17 protein-coding genes are annotated in these 19,378 nt (G+C 74.6%); 9 read left to right on the top strand and 8 right to left on the bottom strand.

The window, feature by feature from the left end:
• Nucleotides 1-43: 43 nt before the first annotated feature.
• Complete coding sequence (locus LG395_RS15715) at nucleotides 44-664, bottom strand: TetR/AcrR family transcriptional regulator (protein WP_225810156.1); 621 nt, start codon at nucleotides 662-664, stop codon at nucleotides 44-46.
• 260 nt (nucleotides 665-924) lie between these two features.
• On the opposite strand from LG395_RS15715, the gene LG395_RS15720 reads away from it, so the two are divergent.
• The 4 genes from LG395_RS15720 (at nucleotide 925) to LG395_RS15735 (ending at nucleotide 5,282) form a co-directional block, all read left to right on the top strand.
• The gene (locus LG395_RS15720) at nucleotides 925-2,385 is read left to right on the top strand and encodes an APC family permease (protein ID WP_225810157.1); all 1,461 of its coding nucleotides are present in this window, start codon (nucleotides 925-927) and stop codon (nucleotides 2,383-2,385) included.
• 25 nt (nucleotides 2,386-2,410) lie between these two features.
• Nucleotides 2,411-3,997, top strand: a complete 1,587-nt coding sequence (locus tag LG395_RS15725) for an amidohydrolase (protein ID WP_225810158.1) — start codon at nucleotides 2,411-2,413, stop codon at nucleotides 3,995-3,997.
• Nucleotides 3,998-4,082: 85 nt separating this feature from the next.
• Nucleotides 4,083-4,484: a VOC family protein gene (locus LG395_RS15730; RefSeq protein ID WP_171150339.1), complete on the top strand. Its 402-nt coding sequence runs from the start codon at nucleotides 4,083-4,085 to the stop codon at nucleotides 4,482-4,484.
• 78 nt (nucleotides 4,485-4,562) lie between these two features.
• On the top strand, nucleotides 4,563-5,282 hold the full coding sequence (locus LG395_RS15735) for a hypothetical protein (RefSeq protein WP_225810159.1): 720 nt from the start codon (nucleotides 4,563-4,565) through the stop codon (nucleotides 5,280-5,282).
• Between the two features lie 24 nt (nucleotides 5,283-5,306).
• On the opposite strand, the gene bla is transcribed toward LG395_RS15735, so the two are convergent.
• Nucleotides 5,307-6,236: a class A beta-lactamase gene (gene bla / locus LG395_RS15740; RefSeq protein WP_225810160.1), complete on the bottom strand. Its 930-nt coding sequence runs from the start codon at nucleotides 6,234-6,236 to the stop codon at nucleotides 5,307-5,309.
• Nucleotides 6,237-6,447: 211 nt separating this feature from the next.
• Here bla and LG395_RS15745 point away from each other — a divergent pair, with 211 nt between their 5' ends.
• Both LG395_RS15745 and LG395_RS15750 read left to right on the top strand, forming a co-directional pair.
• Nucleotides 6,448-7,431 (top strand): LysR family transcriptional regulator, encoded by a 984-nt coding sequence (locus LG395_RS15745; protein WP_225810161.1) that lies wholly within the window; start codon nucleotides 6,448-6,450, stop codon nucleotides 7,429-7,431.
• A gap of 199 nt (nucleotides 7,432-7,630) precedes the next feature.
• Complete coding sequence (locus tag LG395_RS15750) at nucleotides 7,631-8,590, top strand: serine hydrolase (RefSeq protein ID WP_225810162.1); 960 nt, start codon at nucleotides 7,631-7,633, stop codon at nucleotides 8,588-8,590.
• A 116-nt stretch (nucleotides 8,591-8,706) separates the two neighbouring features.
• Here the strand turns inward: LG395_RS15750 and LG395_RS15755 are convergent, their stop codons facing one another.
• Both LG395_RS15755 and LG395_RS15760 read right to left on the bottom strand, forming a co-directional pair.
• The gene (locus LG395_RS15755; protein WP_225810163.1) at nucleotides 8,707-9,360 is read right to left on the bottom strand and encodes a response regulator; all 654 of its coding nucleotides are present in this window, start codon (nucleotides 9,358-9,360) and stop codon (nucleotides 8,707-8,709) included.
• Nucleotides 9,357-10,562 (bottom strand): sensor histidine kinase, encoded by a 1,206-nt coding sequence (locus LG395_RS15760; protein WP_372463267.1) that lies wholly within the window; start codon nucleotides 10,560-10,562, stop codon nucleotides 9,357-9,359. Before LG395_RS15760 ends, LG395_RS15755 begins: the two co-directional genes overlap by 4 nt.
• Before the next feature lie 181 nt (nucleotides 10,563-10,743).
• Between LG395_RS15760 and LG395_RS15765 the strand changes: the two genes are divergently transcribed.
• A complete protein-coding gene (locus LG395_RS15765) occupies nucleotides 10,744-11,304 on the top strand; it encodes a GlcG/HbpS family heme-binding protein (protein ID WP_225810164.1) in 561 nt (186 codons plus the stop codon).
• A gap of 98 nt (nucleotides 11,305-11,402) precedes the next feature.
• Here LG395_RS15765 and katG read toward each other — a convergent pair whose 3' ends face one another.
• Nucleotides 11,403-13,628, bottom strand: coding sequence for a catalase/peroxidase HPI (katG, locus tag LG395_RS15770; RefSeq protein WP_225810165.1), 2,226 nt, complete (start codon nucleotides 13,626-13,628; stop codon nucleotides 11,403-11,405).
• A gap of 33 nt (nucleotides 13,629-13,661) precedes the next feature.
• Nucleotides 13,662-14,099, bottom strand: a complete 438-nt coding sequence (locus LG395_RS15775; protein WP_225810166.1) for a Fur family transcriptional regulator — start codon at nucleotides 14,097-14,099, stop codon at nucleotides 13,662-13,664.
• 303 nt (nucleotides 14,100-14,402) lie between these two features.
• Here LG395_RS15775 and LG395_RS15780 point away from each other — a divergent pair, with 303 nt between their 5' ends.
• Complete coding sequence (locus tag LG395_RS15780) at nucleotides 14,403-15,464, top strand: coiled-coil domain-containing protein (RefSeq protein ID WP_225810167.1); 1,062 nt, start codon at nucleotides 14,403-14,405, stop codon at nucleotides 15,462-15,464.
• 245 nt (nucleotides 15,465-15,709) lie between these two features.
• Here LG395_RS15780 and LG395_RS15785 read toward each other — a convergent pair whose 3' ends face one another.
• The gene (locus LG395_RS15785) at nucleotides 15,710-16,855 is read right to left on the bottom strand and encodes a PP2C family protein-serine/threonine phosphatase (RefSeq protein ID WP_225810168.1); all 1,146 of its coding nucleotides are present in this window, start codon (nucleotides 16,853-16,855) and stop codon (nucleotides 15,710-15,712) included.
• Nucleotides 16,852-17,646, bottom strand: a complete 795-nt coding sequence (locus tag LG395_RS15790) for a TetR/AcrR family transcriptional regulator (protein WP_225810169.1) — start codon at nucleotides 17,644-17,646, stop codon at nucleotides 16,852-16,854. The genes LG395_RS15785 and LG395_RS15790 overlap by 4 nt, the downstream gene beginning before the upstream one ends.
• Before the next feature lie 205 nt (nucleotides 17,647-17,851).
• Between LG395_RS15790 and LG395_RS15795 the strand changes: the two genes are divergently transcribed.
• Nucleotides 17,852-19,069 (top strand): acyltransferase family protein, encoded by a 1,218-nt coding sequence (locus tag LG395_RS15795; protein ID WP_225810170.1) that lies wholly within the window; start codon nucleotides 17,852-17,854, stop codon nucleotides 19,067-19,069.
• Nucleotides 19,070-19,378: the final 309 nt, after the last annotated feature.

Below are 19,378 nucleotides of genomic sequence, written 5' to 3' on the forward strand. Positions count from 1 at the left end.
CCCGTGGACTTCCGCCCCCGCGCCGCAGGGAGGCAAGCGGCTCCTACCGCCCCTGCCCCCGCTCCGCGCGGAGTGCCCGCGCGTGGTTCAGGAACGCCGTCAGGCCCACCTCGAACGCGCGGTCCGCGCGCCCGTCGCCGACCGCCGCGAGCGCCTCCGCCAGGCGGGGCGTCGGCACGCGGTCCGTCAGCTCCCACATCGCCTCGGGGGCGGCCAGGTCGAAGGCCGAGCCCAGCACCAGGTTCTCCAGGGCGATGACCAGCGGCATGACCTCGGCCCGCTCGAAGCCGGCGGCGAGCAGCACGCCCACCGCGCGCTCGTACTGCTCCAGGACCCGGGGCGCGCGGACGGGCGAGGTCATCAGCAGCGGGATCACCCTGGGGTGGGCGGCGAACGCGGCCCGGTAGGAGCGGGCCCAGGCCTCGACGGCCGCGTCCCACGGGGTCAGCTCCAGCGTGGCCGGGTCGATGGCCGCGCAGACGCGCTCGCGCAGCAGTTCCACGATGCCGTCCCGGCCGTCCACGTGGTGATACACCGACCCGGTCTGCGCGCCCAGCCGGCGGGCTATGGCCGGGACGCTGAAGTCACCGGTCTCGTCGATCAGCCGGAGCGCCGTGGCGGTGATGCGCTCGCGGTCGAGGAGCGGTGTGCGCGGCCGTCCCATGGTCAGCGATCCCCCTGATGTCCTGCCGAGGTCTTCCCGGATGCCCAACGGCAGGTTACATTGCCGAAACCGAAAGCCTTTAGGTTTACGGCTCCGGGCGCCCGCACCCCAGGGCTCCCGCTCCGGGCGCCCGCCCTTCCCGGGCTCCCGGGACGCACCGGCCAGGACGGCCCACCCCGGCCCCGCCCGCCGGTGCCCGCGCACCCGGCTGCCCCGCCACCGCCGACTCCCTCCCGTCCGCCGCCAGAAGGGCACCCCGTATGTCCGTGACCACCACCGACCTCCCGGAGGAGGACGCGTCGTCCGACGCACCCGGCCTCCGGTCCGGCTCCCTCGGCACCGCCGACATCGCCTTCTTCGTCGTCTCCGCCGCCGCGCCCCTGACGGTCATGGCGGGGGTCGCCCCGCTCGCCATCCTGCTGGGCGGCATCGGCGCACCCGTCGGCTACCTCCTGGCCGGGCTGACCCTCGCCGTCTTCGCCGTCGGCTTCACCACCATGAGCCGCCATGTCACCAGCGGCGGCGCCTTCTACGCCTTCATCACCCGGGGCCTCGGCCGGCCGGTCGGCATCGGCGCCGCCCTGCTGGCCCTGGTCGGCTACAACGGCATGGAGATCGGCGTCTACGGCCTCCTCGCCACCACCACCCGCGACACCGTGCACTCCCTGTTCGGCTCCGATGTCCCCTGGCTGCCGGTGTCGCTGGCCGGACTGCTGCTGATCGGCTACGGCGGATTCCGTTCGATCGACTTCGGCGCCAAGGTGCTCGGTGTGCTGCTCGTCGCCGAGACCGGCATACTCGTCCTGCTCGCCGGCGGGGTCCTGCTCAAGGGCGGCGCCCACGGGCTGTCGCCGGCCTCGCTGGCCCCGGCGCACGTGTTCGTGCCCGGCACCGCGGCCGTCCTCGCCTTCGCCTTCGCGGCGTTCACCGGCTTCGAGTCGACGGTCATCTACCGCCGAGAGGCCCGCGACCCCGAGCGCACGATCCCGCGCGCCACGTACGCGGCCGTCGGATTCCTCGGCCTGTTCTACGCGTTCGTCGTCTGGATCGCCGTGCAGGCGTTCGGCGACGAGCGGGTCGTGCGGGCGGCGGGCGAGGACCCGGCGGGGCTCTTCTTCACCGCGATCACCACCTACGTGGGCGGCTGGGCCGCGGATCTGATGCACGTCTTCATCGTCACCAGCGTCATCGCGTCCCTGCTCGCCTTCCACAACGCGATCAACCGCTACGTACTCTCCCTGGCCGAGGAGGGCGTGCTGCCCCGCCGGCTCGGCCGGGTCCACCCCCGGCACCGCTCCCCGTACCTCGCCGGCGTCGCCCAGACCGTTCTCGGCGCGCTGGTCGTCCTCGCCTTCCGGGCCGCCGGAGCCGACCCGTACCAGCAGCTGCTGCTGTGGGTGAACACCCCGGGGATGATCGGCCTGTTGCTGCTCCAGCTGCTCGCCGCGATCGCCGTGCCCTGCTATTTCCGGCGGGTCCGCCACGCGGAGGGCGCCGTGCGCACGGTGGCGGCGCCGGTCCTCGCGACCGTCCTGCTGGCGGCCGCGATCGCGCTGGTGGTGAGCCACATCGACCTGTTCACCGCCGCGTCCCCGGCCGTGAACGTGCTGCTCGTCACCGTGGCGCCCGCCGTCTTCGTCCTCGGCCTGCCGCTGGCGTGGTGGCTGCGCCGCAGCCGCCCGGACGTCTACGCCACGTTCGCCACCGGAACCACCAAGTAACCTTCCGGACAAAGGAGTTCGAAGCATGCCCGCTGCCGACCTGATCCTCGCCGGCGCAGAGGTCCGCACGCTCGACCCGGCCCGCCCCACCGCCACGGCCGTCGCCCTGCGCGACGGCGTGATCACCGCGGTGGGGACGGCGGACGACGTACGGGACTGGCGCGGACCCGGCACGCAGGTCGTCGACCTGCACGGCGCGCACCTCGTGCCGGGCCTCGTCGACGCCCACAGCCACCCCGTGTGGGGGCTCGACATGGCGGCCGGCACCGACCTGTCGGGGGTGACGGGCCTCGCCGGACTGCGCGCGGCGCTCGCCGGGGCCGAGCGGGTGGACGGCTGGGTGGTGGGCCACGGCCTGGACCACAACGCGTTCGAGGGCCGCCCGGTCCACCACGCGCTCGTGGCGGACGTCCTGGAGGGCACCCCGGCCTTCCTGCGTCTGTACGACGGCCACTCCGCCCTCGCCAACGAGGCCGCGCTGGCCGCCGCCGGGGTGACCGGGCCGCGCGCCTTCGACCAGCGCGCCCAGGTGGTGTGCGACGCGTCCGGCCGGCCCACCGGGCATCTGGTGGAGCACGCGGCGATGGACCTGGTGGCGGACGTCGTCCCCCGGCCCTCGTACGCCGAACGGCGGGCGCGGCTGCTGGAGTTGCTGTCCGGCATGGCCGCGACCGGGCTGACCGGCGCGCACGTGATGGACGGCGGCGATCTGGACCTGGTGGCGGCGGTGGCGCGGGAGACGGTGCTGCCGGTGCGGCTGCGGTTCGCACCCTGGTGCATGCCCGGCGCGGACGCGGCTGCCCTGCGGGAGCTAATCGAGGCGCAGGGCAGGGGCGGCCGGCACTGGGTGGTCGGCGGGGTGAAGTTCTTCATGGACGGCACCGTGGAGGGCGGCACCGCCTGGCTGGACCATCCCGACTGCCACGGCCAGGGCACCGACGCGTTCTGGCCGGACCCGCAGGCGTACGCCGAGGCGGTGCGCACCCTGCACGCCGCCGGTGTCCGCACGGCCACGCACGCCATCGGGGACGCCGCCGTCCGGCACGTCCTGGACACCGTGGCCTCGCTGGGCCCGGGCGGGCACGGCGCGCACCGGATCGAGCACATCGAGACGGCGCCCGACGAACTCCTCCCCCGGTTCGCCGAGCTGGGTGTCGCGGCCTCGTTGCAGCCGCCGCACACCGGCTACACCCGTGCCGACGGCACCGACGAGTGGTCGCGCAGGCTGGGCGGCGACCGGGCCGCCCGCGCCTGGCGGCTGCGGGACCTGCGGGAGGCCGGGGCCACGGTCGCACTCGGCTCGGACTGGCCCATCGCGCACTACGACGTGCGGGCCGTACTGGCGACGGCCCGCCGGCCCAGGGGCGCGGCGGCGCACCGGCCAGGCCTGACGGCGGTGCAGGCGCTGGAGGGCTGCACCAGCCATGCGGCGGCCGCCGCCGGCGAGGCGGATGTCGCGGGCCGGATCGCGCCCGGCTGCCGCGCCGACCTCACCGCGCTGTCGGTGGACCCCGTGCGGGCGTCCGTCGACGAACTCACCGACGCGCCCGTGGTGTTGACGGTGACCGGGGGGCACGTGGCACACCGGGACCCCTCGGTGCCGGCGCGTTAGGATCGTCGTACGGCATCGCGTGTCGGTCACCGTCCGGGTGAGGCATGGAGGTGCCCGTGAGATTGCCCTCGGAGGCATTCCACTCATGTCAGTCGAGCTGAACCACACCATCGTCCACGCCCGGGACAACCGGGAGTCCGCCGCGTTCCTGGCGCACGTCCTCGGGCTGGAGACAGGGCCCGCGTGGGGCCCGTTCGTCCCGGTCGCCACGCACAACGGGGTGACCCTGGACTTCGCCACCGTCCCGGCGGAGTCGATCGTCATGCAGCACTACGCCTTCCTCGTCTCGGACGAGGAGTTCGACGCGGCCTTCGCCCGCATCCGGCAGGCCGGGATCACGTACTACGCCGACCCGCACCGCAAGCAGCCGGGCGAGATCAACCACCACCACGGCGGCCGGGGCGTGTACTTCATGGATCCTGCCGGACACGGCATGGAGATCATCACCCGCCCCTACGGCAACCACGCGCAGCCCGCCGGGTCCTGAGGGGACGGGCGGGCCGGGACCCGCGTCCCGGCCCGCCCGGACCGGCCGCTGCGGATGGCGGCACGGCACACTGTGGGGGTGAACGACTACCCCCTGGTCGACCAGGACCCCGCTCCGCGGTTCTACGGCCGGCTGCGGGTACGGGCCGAAGACCTCTCCGCCGCCGACTGGCCGGCCCGGTCGGGGCTGGGCGCGCTCGGCACGGTGGCGGGCGTCGCCGCGCCGGGCTTCGCCGCCTACGCGCGGATCCTGCACCCGGCCCGGCTGGACGAGCGGCCGGTGCGCTGGTCGACGGTGGCCGCCGCCCACGGCACGCGCGTCACACCGGTCACCCGCCGGCACGAGGTGACCGGGGCGGACCAAGAGGACACCGGCCGCTCCGACGGGCTGCCCGGTGTGGGGGACGAGCATCCCGGGGAGGGTCCGACCCCGCCGGACGTGGCGCGGGCGCTGCTGCCCGTCCTGGCCCGGCACACGGGCACCCCGGACCGGTGCTGGTTCGGGCTGTGGAACGGGTACGGCCGCTGGGACTGGGGCCGGTTCGCCACGTTCGGGACGCCGGGCCGGGACGAGGTCCTGCCGGCCGGCCGGCTGGCCGACGCCGTCTCCCCGGTGACGCTGGACGAGTTCGCCGAGCTTCCCGACCTTCGGTGGCCGCAGGACCGCGCCTCGATCGTGGGCGGGGACGTGGATCTGGCCGGCACGTACGTCGGCGGTTCGCCGGAACTGATCGCCGACCTGTCGTCCGCGGCGGACCTGGAGGTCCACCCCGTGGCACCCGGCGACCCGGTCGGCTGAGCGGCACCGCCGCGTCGTGCGGAGTTACTCGCCGGGGGCGAGCGTGCGGGCCACGACGGCCGCCGCGTCGGCGATCAGCGCCTCGTCCACGGGCGCGTCCGGGGTGCTCTTGTCCGACAGGACGGCGAGCACGACGGGGGTCCGCCGGGTCGTCCAGGCCACGCCGATGTCGTTGGCGGTCGCGTAGTCACCGGTACCGGTCTTGTCCGCCACGGTCCACTCCTTCGGCAGCCCTTGGCGAAACCGTGCCGAGCTGGTGGTGTTGCCCTTCAGCCAGCCGACGAACCGCTCTCGGTCGGCACGGGCCAGCGCCCGGCCCAGGGTGAGGCGCTCCAGGCTCGCGGCGACCGCCTGTGGGGTCGAGGTGTCGCGCGGGTCCCCGGGGATCGCGGTGTTCAGCTCCGGCTCCCACCGGTCGAACCGGCTCACCTCGTCGCCGAGCGACCGGTGGAAGCGGGTGAGACCGGCCGGACCGCCCAGCTCCCGGAGCAGCAGGTTGCCGGCCGCGTTGTCGCTGTACTGGATCGCCGCCGCGCAGAGATCGGCCACGGTCATGCCGGTCGCCAGGTTCTCCTGCGTGCGCGGGGAGTTGGGCAGGAGGTCGTGCGGCGGGTAGTGCACCACCCGGTCCAGCGGCGCGCGCCCGGCCCGGTCGCGCAGGACCGCCGCCGCGGCGAACGCCTTGAACGTCGAGCACGTCGCGAACCGCTCCCCCGCCCGGTGGGACAGGGTCCGCCCGGTACGGACGTTGCGCGCGTACACGCCGAGCCGGGCGCCGTAGCGCCGCTCCAGCTCTGCCAGTTCGTCCAGCGCGGCGCGTGATCCGGCGTCCGGGCTCGCGGAGGCCGCGGATGCGGGGAGCGCGGTCGTGGTCAGGGCGGCGCCGGAGAGCGCGAGGCCGGCCTGGATCAGGCGGCGGCGCGGCAGCCGGGTGGGGCGGTCGGGGTAGGTCATGGGCGGGGTCCTCCCAAGTCGGGTCTCGGGGCCGGTCGGCGGGGTCGGTCAGCCGGGTCGCCGACACGGCCGGTCGGCGGGCTCGCAGCGGCGTCCGCTCGGGCACCGGCCCGCGCCGGCCGTTGCCGGCGGGGACAGCGAAACAGCGTGAGGCCACTCATGTCCAAGAGAGAACGTTGAAGGTTCCATACCGTATTGATATGAGTGCGGGGTGGATCTCCTGGCACACCTAGAGGCGTACGTGGCGACGGCCGACGAGTCGAGCTTCTCCCGGGCCGCGGACCGGCTCGGGATAGCCCAGCCGCTGCTCAGCCGACGCATCAAGACGCTGGAGGAACACTTCGGCGGCTCCCTCTTCGACCGGTCCCGGCGGCAGATCGCGACCACCGAGCTGGGCGTGCTGCTGCTGCCGTACGCCCGTGACGTGCTGGACCGGGCACAGCGGCTGCGGCAGGCCGCCAACTCGGCCCGGCGGTCCCGGGTGCGCGCCGTCGGTGTGCCCGCGGACTGCTCCCCCGTCGCGCTGGCCCGGGCCCTGCGCGCCGGCGCCGAGCACGGGATCACCCTCGGCATACGGGAACTGCCGCCCCTGGAGCGGGTCGTGGGACTGGCCGAGGGTGCGCTCGGGTACGCACTGGTGCGGGTCCCTCCGGAAGGCGCCGCGCACCGGGTGCCGTTGGGGCTGGCGTCCGCGCCGGTGCCGGGAGACGGCGGGAACGGGGCGGCACGGCGTACGGTCCACCTGGAAGAGCTACGGCCGCGCCGTGGCCGCGCCGCCGGACCCGGGGCACCGCCGCCGGTGCTGTTCCTGACGGAGGATCAGGTGCCCTGTTTCGAGGACCGGTTGTACCGCGCCGCCGCGCGCGCCGGACTGCCCGAGAGCCGGATCCGGCCGGCCGGAGCGGGGGCCACCGCGCTCGCCGAGACACTGGCCGGGAGCGCGCTGCTGCTGTGCGCCGAACCGTTCGCACGGCAGCACGGGGCCCGTTGGCGGCCCCTCGCCGACCGCGCCCTGCACCGGGGGTACGACGTGAACGCCGCCCCCGGCCGCGACCGCGCGGGAGCCGTCCCGGACTGGCTGACCACACTGCTGGCGTCGGCCGTGGGCGCGGCTCCTGTCCGGCGCGGGGGGCCCGGGCCTGGGCCGGCACCCGGTGACGAGGACGTACGCGCGCGGCCGGCGGCTCGCGGATGAGCGGCCGGCGGCTCGCGGATGAAGGGGACAGGGGCTTGCGGATGGACGGGGTGGGAAGCTCGCGCAGGACCACGGCACACGGCTCGCCGACGCACTCGGCGGGCACCACACCGGATGAGACACGACGGACCGCCCGACGGCGGACCCGGCAGGCGTGGTGCCGGGCGGTACGGGTGACGGCACCGCGGGCGGGTCGCCGGTGAACACCGCACGCTCCGCACCGACCGGCACGGCACCGGCGCACCCGCCGGCGTACGTCGGCGACGACCGGGCCCTTCTCGACGTCGCCGAGGCCATCGCCGCGGACTGGGCGGCGCTCGGCGTCCGTGGCTCCTTCCTCGCCCGTCACCTGGACACCCGCGAGCAGCTCGGCTTCGACATCGAGGTGCCGACTCCCCTGGCGTCGGTGGTGAAGGTCCCGCTCGCCCTGGTCGTGCTGGACCGGATCGAGGAGGGCGGCCTCGACCCGGCGCACCCGGTCACGGTGGATCCCGGCACCAGCAGCGTCGGCCCCACCGGGCTCGCCGCGTTCCGGTACCCGGCCACCGTGGCCGTCGGCGACCTGCTCGCGCTCATGCTGTCGGTGAGCGACAACGCCGCCGCGGACGCGCTGCTCGGCCTGGTGCCGGTGGCGGACGTCGACGCGCGGCTGCGCGCCTGGGGCTGCGGCGGGATCCGGATGCGGCACCGGATGAACCACCTGTACGAGTGCGCCGCCGGTGCCGCCGGCAACGACTTCTCCCTCGCGCTGGAGCTGGCCGTCCGGGACGAGGGGGCTGGCCGGCACACCATCGGGACCCTGGACCCGGCGCATGCCAACGCGGGCTCGGCCGCCGCGCTCGTCGGCCTGCTGGAGCGCGTGTGGTGCGACGGGATCGCCGGCCCCGGGGCGACGGCGGAGCTGCGGCGGCTGATGGGCCTTCAGGTGTTCACGCAGCGGCTGGCGAGCGAGTTGCGGACGGACACGCTGCGGTGGAGCGGGAAGACGGGCACGTTCCTGCACCTCCGGCACGAGATCGGGGTCGTCGAGGCGGAGTCCGGGGAGCGGGTGGCGATCGCCGCGCTGACCCGGGCGGGGCGGCGGGCGGGGCTGGCTCCGGACATCGACCTCGCGATCGGGGTGGCGGGGCGGGAGGCCTTCGAGGCGTTGCGGAGGTAGGGGCGGCTGGGCGCCGGCGCCGCGGCGGCTGGTCGCGCCCCCGCGGTGGGGCCGTACAGCAGCACGGCCCGGCGCCGTCGGCGGGCGTTGTCCGGACCGGCGTTCCGTGACACCGGTCAGGGCAGCAGGCGCTGTTCCTTCGCCACCGCCACCGCGCCCGCCCTCGTGTCCACGCCGAGCTTGTCGTAGATGCGCCGCAGGTGGGTCTTCACCGTGGCCTCGCTGATGTAGAGGGCGCGGGCGATGGCGTGGTTGGACAGGCCCTGCGAGAGGTGGGCGAGGATGTCCCGTTCGCGGGGTGTGAGGGCGGGGCGCGGGTTGCGGAGGCGGGACATGACGCGGTCGGCGACCGGGGGCGACAGGGCCGGGCGGCCCTGGGCGGCGGCGTGGATCGCCGTGAACAGGTCCTCGGCGCGCTCGGCCTTCAGCAGATAGCCGGTGGCGCCCGCGTCGACGGCCCGGGTCACGTCGGCGTCGGTGTCGTACGTGGTGAGGACCAGGACGTGCGGGGCGGACGGCTCGGCGCGCAGCCGGCGGGTGGTCTCGACGCCGTCGATGCCCTCGCCCAGCTGGAGGTCCATGAGGACGACGTCCGGCGCGGTCCTGCGCGCGAGGGCGAGCGCCTCCTCGCCGCTGCCCGCCTCGCCGACGACCTCGATGTCCGGGGCGCTGTGCAGCAGCGCCAGCAGTCCGGCGCGTACGACGGCGTGGTCGTCGCAGACGAGGATGCGCACCGGTGCCGGTGCGGCCGTCCCGGGGGTGTGGGTCATCTCGGCTCCAGCGGGATCGCCGCGGACAGCGCGGTGCCCTCGCCGGGCGCCGACTCGATCGTGAGGGTGCCGCCCAGCTGGCGCAGGCGGGCACGGATGGCGGGCAGGCCGTGGCCGCGCGCGTCGGCCGGGGCGGCCGCGGCGGCGGGCGGTGTGCGCGGGGTGCGCGGGTCGAAGCCGCGGCCGTCGTCCGTGACGTCGAGGACGATCTGGTCGTCCAGACAGGTCAGGGTGAGGGTCGCGGTCGTGGCCGCCGCGTGTTCGCGGACGTTGGCGAGGGCGCCCTGGGCGATGCGCAGCAGGGCCGACTCCACGGGGGCGGCGAGCGGGACGGGCGGGCTGCCCTCGGTGTGGACGCGGACGGTGAGCGCCGGTGTCGTCTCCCGCTCGGCGACGGCGCGCAGGGCCCGGAGCAGGCCGCCGCCCCCGGCCAGGTCGGCCGGGGTCAGGTCGTGGACGAAGCGGCGGGCCTCGGCGAGGCTGCGCTCGGCGATGGCCGCCGCCGTGCGGACGTGGTCGCGGGCGGTGCCGGGCGCCGTGTCCCAGAGGCGGTCGGCCGCCTGGAGCAGCATGCGCTGGCTGGACAGGCCCTGGGCGAGGGCGTCGTGGATCTCCCGGGCGAGCCGTTCGCGTTCGGCGAGGGTGCCCTCGCGGCGCTCGGTGGCGGCGAGTTCGCGCCGGGTGCGGACCAGGTCGTCGATCAGGGCCTGCTGGCGGGCCGCCTGGCGCTGCATGACGACGAACACGGTGGTGGCCACGGCGGCGACCGCGGGCGGTGCGAGCAGCACGTTCGGGTCGGGCCAGCCGGCGAGGCCGAGCTGGGTGGCCACCGCGAGCGCGGTGAGGAGCGCGACCAACGGGATCGCGGCGCGCGGCGGGAGGGTGCGCAGGCCGGTGTAGAAGAGCGGGACCGCGCACCAGGCGAAGCTCGGGGCGAGGACGACGAGGAACGCCCACGCGGCGACGACCAGGCCGAGCCAGGCGAGGCGGCGCGGGGCCGGCCGGGTGCCGAGGGCGGGGCCGAGGACGTAGAGCGCGGCCAGCAGCGCCGACAGGGCGATCACCCAGGGGGTGTGCGGTCCGCCGGCGTGCCGGGCCAGGTAACGGGCGACGGACGCGGACAGCAGCACGAAGAACGCCGTGTGCATGACGACGGTGAGGGCACGGGTGTCGTCGCGCTCGGGCTCGGCCACCGCAAGCACCTCCCTCTCCGCGCTGAACTGGGCAAACACCCACCATTGTGCCCACGCCCGGAAGTCTCGGGGTCATCCGATCGGATGACCCCTGGGGCATCCGGTCCGGCGACGGGACCCGGCTCGCACCGGGCGGAGGATCGGTTCCGGGAGCGACCCCGCCCCCGCCTCTACCGGAAGGTTCCCCAGCATGCCCAGCCGCAAGAAGCCGTCCCCGCGTACCCGCGTCCTCGTCGGCGGTGCCGCCCTGGCCGTCGTCGGTGCCGGTGTCGTCGGCACGGTGGCCGCCAGCGCCGCCGGCTCCACGGACGCCACGCCCGCCGCCGTCGCGGCCCGCGACGGCGAGCTGACCCAGAGCACGCACCTCACCCTGGACGCCGCGACGAAGGCGGCGCGCGCCGCTGTCGAGGCGGCCGAGAAGGACGGCCGGCACGTGTCCGTGGCCGTCGTCGACCGCACCGGCAACACGCTGGTCACGCTGCGCGGGGACGGAGCCGGACCGCAGTCGTACGCGTCCGCCGAGCGCAAGGCGTTCACCGCGGTGTCGTGGAACGCGCCGACCTCGGAGCTGGCCGGGCGGCTGGCCCAGGCGCCGACCCTGAAGGACATCCCGGGCACGCTGTTCCTCGCGGGCGGCACGCCGGTGACCGCCAAGGGCGCCCCGGTCGCGGGCATCGGCGTCGCGGGCGCCCCGTCGGGCGACCTGGACGAGCGGTACGCGCGGGCGGGCGCGGCGGTGCTGGGCCGCTGACGCGCCTGGTTCCGCCGGAACGCGGGACGTCCGGGTCCGCCCTGCGGGGCGGACCCGGACGTCCTGTGCCACGGGTCGGGCGTGCGGGGACCGCTCGGTCAGACGAGGTCGAAGCGGTCCGCGTCCATGACCTTGGTCCAGGCGGCGACGAAGTCCTTGACGAACTTCTCCCTCGCGTCGTCGCTGGCGTAGACCTCGGCGAGCGCGCGCAGCTCGGAGTTGGAGCCGAAGACGAGGTCGGCGCGGCTGCCGGCCCACTTCACCTCGCCGGTGGCGGCGTCGCGGCCCTCGAACGTGGTCTGGTCCTCGGAGGTCGCCTTCCACGTCGTGCCCATGTCGAGCAGGTTGACGAAGAAGTCGTTGGTGAGGACGCCGGGCGTCGAGGTGAGCACGCCGAGCTGCGACTGCTGGTGGTTGGCGCCCAGGACGCGCAGGCCGCCGACCAGGACGGTCATCTCCGGGGCGCTCAGGTCCAGCAGGTTCGCCTTGTCGAGGAGCAGGTACTCGGCCGGCAGGCGGTTGCCCTTGCCCAGGTAGTTGCGGAAGCCGTCCGCGGTCGGCTCCAGCGCCTCGAAGGACTCGACGTCGGTCTGCTCCTCGGTCGCGTCGACACGGCCCGGCGTGAAGGGCACCCGGATCTCGTGGCCGGCCTCCTTGGCGGCCTTCTCCACGGCGGCGGCACCGCCGAGGACGATGAGGTCGGCGAGGGAGACCTTCTTGGCGCCGGAGGAGGCGTTGAACTCCTGCTGGACGTTCTCCAGGGTGCGCAGCACCTGGGCCAGCTGGTCGGGGTCGTTGACCTCCCAGCCGCGCTGCGGGGCGAGGCGGATGCGGGCGCCGTTGGCGCCGCCGCGCTTGTCGCTGGCGCGGAACGTCGAGGCGGACGCCCACGCGGTGGTGACCAGCTGGGACACGGACAAGCCGGACTCGAGCAGCTTGGTCTTCAGGGTGGCGATGTCGGCGTCGTCGATCAGCTCGCCCTCGCGCTCGGGCAGCGGGTCCTGCCACAGCAGCGTCTCCTGCGGGACCTCCGGGCCGAGGTACAGCGACTTGGGACCCATGTCGCGGTGGGTGAGCTTGAACCAGGCGCGGGCGAAGGCGTCCGCGAACTCCTGCGGGTTCTCGTAGAACCGGCGGGAGATCGGCTCGTAGACCGGGTCGAAGCGCAGCGCCAGGTCGGTGGTCAGCATCCGCGGGCGGTGCTTCTTCGACGGGTCGTGCGCGTCCGGGATGATCTCGGGGGCGTCCTTGGCCACCCACTGGTTCGCGCCGGCCGGGCTCTGCTCCAGCTCGTAGTCGAACTCGAACAGGTTCTTGAAGAACCCGTTGCTCCACTGGGTCGGGGTGCTGGTCCAGGTCACCTCCAGGCCGGAGGTGATGGCGTCCCCGCCCTTGCCGGTGCCGTAGGTGCTCTTCCAGCCCAGGCCCTGGTCCTCCAGCGAGGCGGCCTCCGGGTCGGGGCCGACGTTGTCGGCGGGGCCGGCGCCGTGGGTCTTGCCGAAGGTGTGGCCGCCTGCGATCAGGGCGACGGTCTCCTCGTCGTTCATCGCCATGCGGCGGAACGTCTCACGGATGTCGCGGGCGGCGGCGATCGGGTCCGGGTTGCCGTTCGGGCCCTCGGGGTTGACGTAGATCAGGCCCATCTGCACGGCGGCGAGCGGGTTCTCCAGCTCGCGGTCGCCGGTGTAGCGCCTGTCGTCCAGCCAGGTGGTCTCGGGACCCCAGTAGACGTCCTCCTCCGCCTCCCAGACGTCGGCGCGGCCGCCACCGAAGCCGAAGGTCTTGAAGCCCATGGTCTCCAGGGCGACGTTGCCGGTGAGGATCAGCAGGTCGGCCCAGGAGATGCTCTGACCGTACTTCTTCTTGACCGGCCACAGCAGACGGCGGGCCTTGTCGAGGTTGCCGTTGTCCGGCCAGCTGTTGAGCGGGGCGAAGCGCTGCTGGCCGGCCCCGGCGCCACCGCGGCCGTCGCTGATGCGGTAGGTGCCCGCGCTGTGCCAGGCCATACGGATCATCAGCGGGCCGTAGTTGCCGAAGTCGGCGGGCCACCAGTCCTGCGACGTCGTGAGCACCTCGGCGATGTCGCGTTTCACGGCGGCGAGGTCGAGCGACTTGAATGCCTCGGCGTAGTCGAAGTCCTCGTCGAGCGGGTTGGCCACCGCCGGGTTCTTCGCCAGGATCTTCAGGTTGAGCCGCTCCGGCCACCACTGGCGGTTGCCACCACCCTGGGCCGGGTACAGGGCCCGGTCGTGCGCGACGGGGCAACCGCCGCTCCCCTCCTCCGACTTCGCGTCTGTGACGATCGCGTCGTGGTTCTCAGTCATGGCAATCCTTCCGAACTGTGCGGAACTCGGTGCTCAGGAACGGCGGCCGGTGGAACAGCCGGGGCACAGGCCCCAGTACACGACCTCGGCCTCGTCGATGGTGAAGCCGTGGTCGTCGGCGGCGGTCAGGCAGGGCGCGTCACCGACGGCGCAGTCGACGTCGGCGACGGTGCCGCAGGACCGGCACACGACGTGGTGGTGGTTGTCGCCCACGCGTCCCTCGTACCGGGCCGGGTGGCCGGCCGGCTCGATACGGCGTACCAGACCCGCCGCGGTCAGCGCGTGCAGGGCCTCGTAGACGGCTTGCAGGGAGATGTGGCCTACGCGATCGCGGACCCCGGAGGCGATGGCCTCGACGCCGAGGTGGTCGCCGTCCCGGACGGTCTCCAGCAACGCGACGCGGGCTGCCGTCACGCGCAGGCCGGCACCGCGGAGCTCCTCGGCGGTGGTCGGGGTCGGGGAGGCGGTCATGGGGCCGAACCTATCCTCATAAACACGAGGGATTCAAGAAAACGAACGGTGCAATTTTGGCCGAGTGGCGTCGCCCCGCGTCCACTTCCCCGCCCCCTTCCACCCACCGCACATTTGCCCGTGCATACACCCATTTCGGCCGACCGGAGGTCGGCCCCGGGCATCCCCGCATCATCGTGCCCCGACCGGGCGCGATCCGCGCGGCAAGCCGGGCGGTCCTCCGAACCGGTGACCCGGCACATGAACCCGCCCGGGCGAGAAACCCGGAGCCCGTCACCGAGGTGGCCGTCGAGAGGGACGCTCATGGACCTGGACGCCGTCGCCGACGAGCTGTACGGGTTGCGGCCGGAGGAGTTCGTGGCCGCCCGCGACCGCCGCGCCCGGGACGCCCGCAAGGCCGGTGACCAGGCCCTCGCCAAGGAGATCGGCGCCTTGCGGCGGCCGAGCCTGGCCGCCTGGGTCAGCAATCTGCTGGTGCGCCGGCAGCCGGAGGAGGTCCAGCCGCTGCTCGGCCTCGGCGAGGAGCTGCGCCGCGCGCACCGCGAGCTGAACGGCACGGAGCTGCGGAGACTGGCCCGTCGGCAGAACGAGGTGATCGGCGCGCTGGGACGGCAGGCCCGGCAGCTGGCCGCGCGGGCGGGGCACCCGGTGGGCGAGGGCGTCCAGCGCGAGGTCGAGGAGACCCTGCACGCCGCGCTCGCCGACCCGGAGGCCGCGCGGGAGTGGGCGGCGGGGCGGCTGGTGAAGCCGCTCAACTCGTTGATCGGCTTCCCGGCGGCGGACCAGGCCCTGCTCGGCGGCCGGACCGCACCCGAGCCGAAGAAGCCCGCCCGCGGCGAGGGCGGCGGGGGCCGGCAGGAGGGCAAGGCGCGGGAAGCGGGCAAGGCCCGCGAGGAGGCCAAGGCCCGGAAACAAGGCCAGGCCCGGGAAGCGGGCAAGGCCCGGGAAGCGGGCAAGGCCCGGGAAGAGGGCAAGGCCCGGGAAGCGGGCAAGGCCCGGGAAGAGGGCAAGGCCCGGCTTGACGAAGACCGGGAAGCCGAGGAGCAGCACCGCCGAGAGGCCGAGGAACAACGCCGACGCGTCGCCGAGGCCCGCGAGGCGGAGCGGGAGCTGCGCGCACACGAGGAGGAGGCCGACGCCGCCGCACGGGAGGCGGCGGAGGCCGGCGCGCGGGAGCGGGTCCGTGAGCTGCGGGACCGGCTCCGGGACGCCGAGGCGGAGCAGCAGCGGGCCAGGGCCGCGGAGCGGGACGCGCGGGACCGGGAGCGGCAGACCGGCCGCGCGGTCCGGGAGGCCAGGCGCCGCGCCGAGCAGGCCGCCGCACGGCTGGAGCGGACGGCCACGGGTGCGGGTTCGCGCGGCTGACCCGGCCGTGACCGCCACCGCCATGACCACCGTCACCGTAGCCGCCGTACCAGCCGTAGTCCTCGACGTCGTACCGGACGTTGTCGTGACCCCGTCCGTAGCCTCCGTGGTCACCGCGGTCGCCGCGGTCACCGACGGCGTGGTGGGCTGCCACCGGGGACGCCGGAGCGGCGGAGGCCGATGCGTGCGTGTCACCAACGTCCCGGGACAGCACACCTAGGGGGTAGAGGCTCTACCCCCGTCCGTCAGCCGGCGGCGGGCGCCCCGTCGCGCTGGACGACCATCATGGCCATGTCGTCCTGGACCAGTCCGCCCGCGTGGGCGCGCAGGTCGGCGACGATCTCCCGCAGCAGGGGGCCGGGCTGGAGGTGGGACCACTTCGCGAGGCGTTCGGCGAGCGGGTAGAACGTGCCCTCGCTGTCGCGGGTCTCGGTGACGCCGTCGGTGTAGAGCAGGATCCTGTCCCCGTCGTGGAAGGGGAAGGTCGCCGCGGTGTACGTGGTGTCGGACAGGGCGCCCAGGCCGAGCGGCGGAGCGGGGTCGGTGACGTGGAGGGCGGTGGCGGTCCCGGACGACCGGCCCAGCAGGAGGGGCGGCGGATGCCCGCAGCTGATCACGTGCACCACCGGCTGGTCGTCCGGGATGTCGAGCACGGCGGCGGTGACGAAGCGCTCCCCGGCGTACGGGTCGGCTTCCGAGAACTCGTTGAGGCCCCAGTGGACGGCGTCCTCCACGTAGGCGACGAGTTCGGGCAGCGCGATGGGACGGTGGGCGGCGGCGCGGAAGGCGCCCAGCACGATGGCGGTGTCGCTGATGGAGGCGAGGCCCTTGCCGCGGACGTCCCCGATGACCAGGCGGGTGGAGCGGGAGGTCCGGGCCGCGGCGTAGAGGTCGCCGCCGATGTAGGTGTCGGCCTCGGCGCTGTGGTACTCGCTGGCGAGGGCCAGCGGTCCGGCGCGCGTGGGCAGCGGACGCAGGACGACCCGCTGCGCGGTGTCCGAGACGGCGCGCGCTCTGAGCAGTTCCCGTCCGCGCCGGTCCCGCAGGTGGGTGAAGACGACCAGCAGCGCGCAGAGCGCCGTGAGCGTGCACAGTTCGACCAGCACGCTCTCGGTGAGCAGGGTGTCCCGCTCGGTCCCGGCGGCGATCAGCGCGAGGACGGCCAGTGCGCCGACCAGCGACGTGGCTCTCGGGCCGTAGGCCATGGCGGTGAACGCGGTGGCGACGACCAGGAGGTGGGCGAGATGGATGTCCGGCGGCAGGAACGCGTCGGCCGTCGGTATGGCGATGACCACCAGCAGCGGGGCGACCAGCCAGAGCGGGTGGGGAGATCCCCGCTCCCAGCCCGGCAGGACCCTTGTGGTGTGTGTCTTCGTCGTCGCAGCCGTCACGTCGTGCTCCGATCCGTGGTGCGGGATCCGCCGGTGCGGGATTCGTGGGTGCGGGTTGCGGTGCGGGATCCGCCGTCGGCAGGTGTGGGTGTGGCGCCGTCGTCGTCGGTCAGCCGGGTGAGCCATTCGCACAACAGTGCTCGTTCCGCCGGGGAGAGCGCGCACGGAGACTCGCGGCGCAGCAGCGCCGCCAGGGTGGTGGCGGCCCGCCCCCTGGTCACCGGCGGGGACGTGCCGCCCGTGGACGCCTCCGGAACGAGGACACCGGCCAGTACGATGTCCCTGACCCGCGCCGACAGGTCGGTGCCGGGCCGCGTCCCGGGCCGGGTCAGGAGGGTGAGCGCCACACCGGTGTTCGCCGAGATCACGATGTCGGCCGCCCGGCCGGGCTCGACCGCGAGGCGCCCCGCCTGTGCCACGCGCTCCAGCGTGGCGCGCAGCAGTGCGTGCATCTCGTCGATCGCCTTCGGCACGCAGGCCGGCCCCGGGGCGGCCATCAGGCGGTACAGATTGGGGTGCTCCAGGGCGAACTGGGTGTGCTGGTCCCAGCCGCGCCGCAGGTCCGCGACCGGATCGGCGGTCGGCTCGGCCGCCTGTTCGGCGGCCAGGTACCGCGCGAACCCCTGATCCACGACCGCGGCCAGGAGCGTGTCCTTGTCGCCGAAGAGGCGGTAGATGACGGGCTGCCGCACACCCGCCTTCTCGGCAACGCCGCGGGTGGCCACGTCCCCGGTCGGGGACGCCTCCAGCAGTTCGGTCGCCGCCTCCAGGATCAGCGATCGCTTGCTCACGTTATCAACGATACCAAGGGTGGTTTAATCGGAACATACTTCTTCTTTTCCGGATTCGACCCATGAGTGCCGGAAGACGTGCTCACCCGTGCGGACGTGTGTCGTCACGCCGTCCGTGCACGGACGGCGGTGCGTGGTCCGGCAGCCGTGTGATGTTTCCCCCACGACGTGAGGGACCGGGGGCCGGCGGGCAACGTTCCCCTTCATGCCCCACGCGAACCCCTTGCGGCAGGTGACGACCACGGCGGCGACCCCGGTGCTCCGCACGCCGCCCACCCGGACCGGCGCGGCGACCGCCGGGCCCGCCGCACCGGCCGCCCCGCCCTCCCTGCCGTCCCTCACCGGGCTGCGCTGGATGGCGGCGCTGCTGGTGTTCGGACTGCACGTGCACAACTTCGGCTGGTTCGGCGGCACCGGCGGCCGCCTCGTCTCCTGGGCCTTCGGGGCCGGTGCCACCGGAGTGTCGTTCTTCTTCGTGCTGTCCGGATTCGTCCTGACCTGGTCGGCGCGGCCCCGCGACCGGGCGCTCGCCTTCTGGCGGCGGCGCGTCGCCCGGATCTTCCCGGTGCACCTGGCCACCCTCACCCTCGCCCTCGTCATGGCGTACACGCTGTCGCACCAGACACGGCCGACGGCGAAGCAGACACTGGCGAACGCGCTGCTGCTGCACTCCTGGTGGCGCCCGTGGTGGCAGACACTGAACCCGGTGAGCTGGTCGCTGGCCTGCGAGGCGTTCTTCTACGCCGCCTTCCCGCTGCTGTTCCTGCTGCTGCGCCGGCTCGGGGCGCGCGCCTCGGCCGCGCTGGGCGGGCTGTCGGCGGTGGCGGTGGCGCTGCTGGCCTGGAGCGACGCCCACCACTGGTGGACCTACTCGGTCTACTCGTTCCCCGCCGCCCGGCTGCCGGAGTTCGTACTCGGCGCGGTCACCGCGCGGCTGGTGCTGCTCGGCCGCTGGCGCGGACCCGGCCTGGAGGCCTCGCTCGCCCTGGCCGTCATCGGTTACTTCATGGTCCCGCAGGTCACGCCCGGCTACTCCGCCACGGTGTGCACCCTCGCCGGGTTCGCCCTGCTCATCCCCGCGGCGGCCGTCGCCGACCTGCGGGGGCTGCCCTCCCTGTGGCGGCGCCGGCGGATGGTACGGCTCGGGGAGCTGTCGTTCGCCTTCTACATGGTCCACCTGCTGGTCCTGCGCGCGGCGACGGAGGTGCTGGGCAAGAAGCCGCACTTCGGCGCCCTGACGGGAGGGGCGGTCACCGCGACCGCGTTCACCGTGTCGCTCGCCCTGTCCTGGGCCCTGTACGAGGGGGTGGAGCGTCCGGCGCGGCGCCTGTTGCTGCGCCGTCGCCGCCTTGCTCCGCAGCCGGACCCGGCACCGGTCCGCCGGGAGGCCCCGGCGGTCAAGGCCGGTCGCACGCACGGGTGACGTCCGCAACACCGAGGAGAGTCCCGCGTGATTCGGGGTAGGCGGCTCACCGACACCGGCCCGGCGGCACACCGGCGGGCCGGCACCACGTGATCGCACCGAAGGAGCCGCATCGACGTGCGCGGGAAGCAGACCGGGACGACCCGACGGCCGGCGACGGCCGGGCCGTGTCCCGCCCGCGCCGCCCGACCGGCCCACGCCACGCCGCGCCCCGGCACGGGGGCCCGCGGCCCGGCCTGCGCTCCGAACCACGGCACGGGGGCTCGCGGCCCGGCTCGCCTTCCGGGCAGTGGCGCGACAGCCCACGCC

The organism is Streptomyces spinosus, assembly GCF_020400655.1.
Taxonomy (GTDB): Bacteria; Actinomycetota; Actinomycetes; order Streptomycetales; family Streptomycetaceae; genus Streptomyces; species Streptomyces argyrophylli.

Coding starts and splice junctions, on each gene's coding strand:
- LG395_RS15795 (WP_225810170.1), top strand. CDS start 17,852: ATGCCCCACGCGAACCCCTTGCGGCAGGTGACGACCACGGCGGCGACC.
- LG395_RS15720 (WP_225810157.1), top strand. CDS start 925: ATGTCCGTGACCACCACCGACCTCCCGGAGGAGGACGCGTCGTCCGAC.
- LG395_RS15780 (WP_225810167.1), top strand. CDS start 14,403: ATGGACCTGGACGCCGTCGCCGACGAGCTGTACGGGTTGCGGCCGGAG.
- bla (WP_225810160.1), bottom strand. CDS start 6,236: ATGACCTACCCCGACCGCCCCACCCGGCTGCCGCGCCGCCGCCTGATC.
- LG395_RS15715 (WP_225810156.1), bottom strand. CDS start 664: ATGGGACGGCCGCGCACACCGCTCCTCGACCGCGAGCGCATCACCGCC.
- LG395_RS15755 (WP_225810163.1), bottom strand. CDS start 9,360: ATGACCCACACCCCCGGGACGGCCGCACCGGCACCGGTGCGCATCCTC.
- LG395_RS15725 (WP_225810158.1), top strand. CDS start 2,411: ATGCCCGCTGCCGACCTGATCCTCGCCGGCGCAGAGGTCCGCACGCTC.
- katG (WP_225810165.1), bottom strand. CDS start 13,628: ATGACTGAGAACCACGACGCGATCGTCACAGACGCGAAGTCGGAGGAG.
- LG395_RS15765 (WP_225810164.1), top strand. CDS start 10,744: ATGCCCAGCCGCAAGAAGCCGTCCCCGCGTACCCGCGTCCTCGTCGGC.
- LG395_RS15730 (WP_171150339.1), top strand. CDS start 4,083: ATGTCAGTCGAGCTGAACCACACCATCGTCCACGCCCGGGACAACCGG.
- LG395_RS15775 (WP_225810166.1), bottom strand. CDS start 14,099: ATGACCGCCTCCCCGACCCCGACCACCGCCGAGGAGCTCCGCGGTGCC.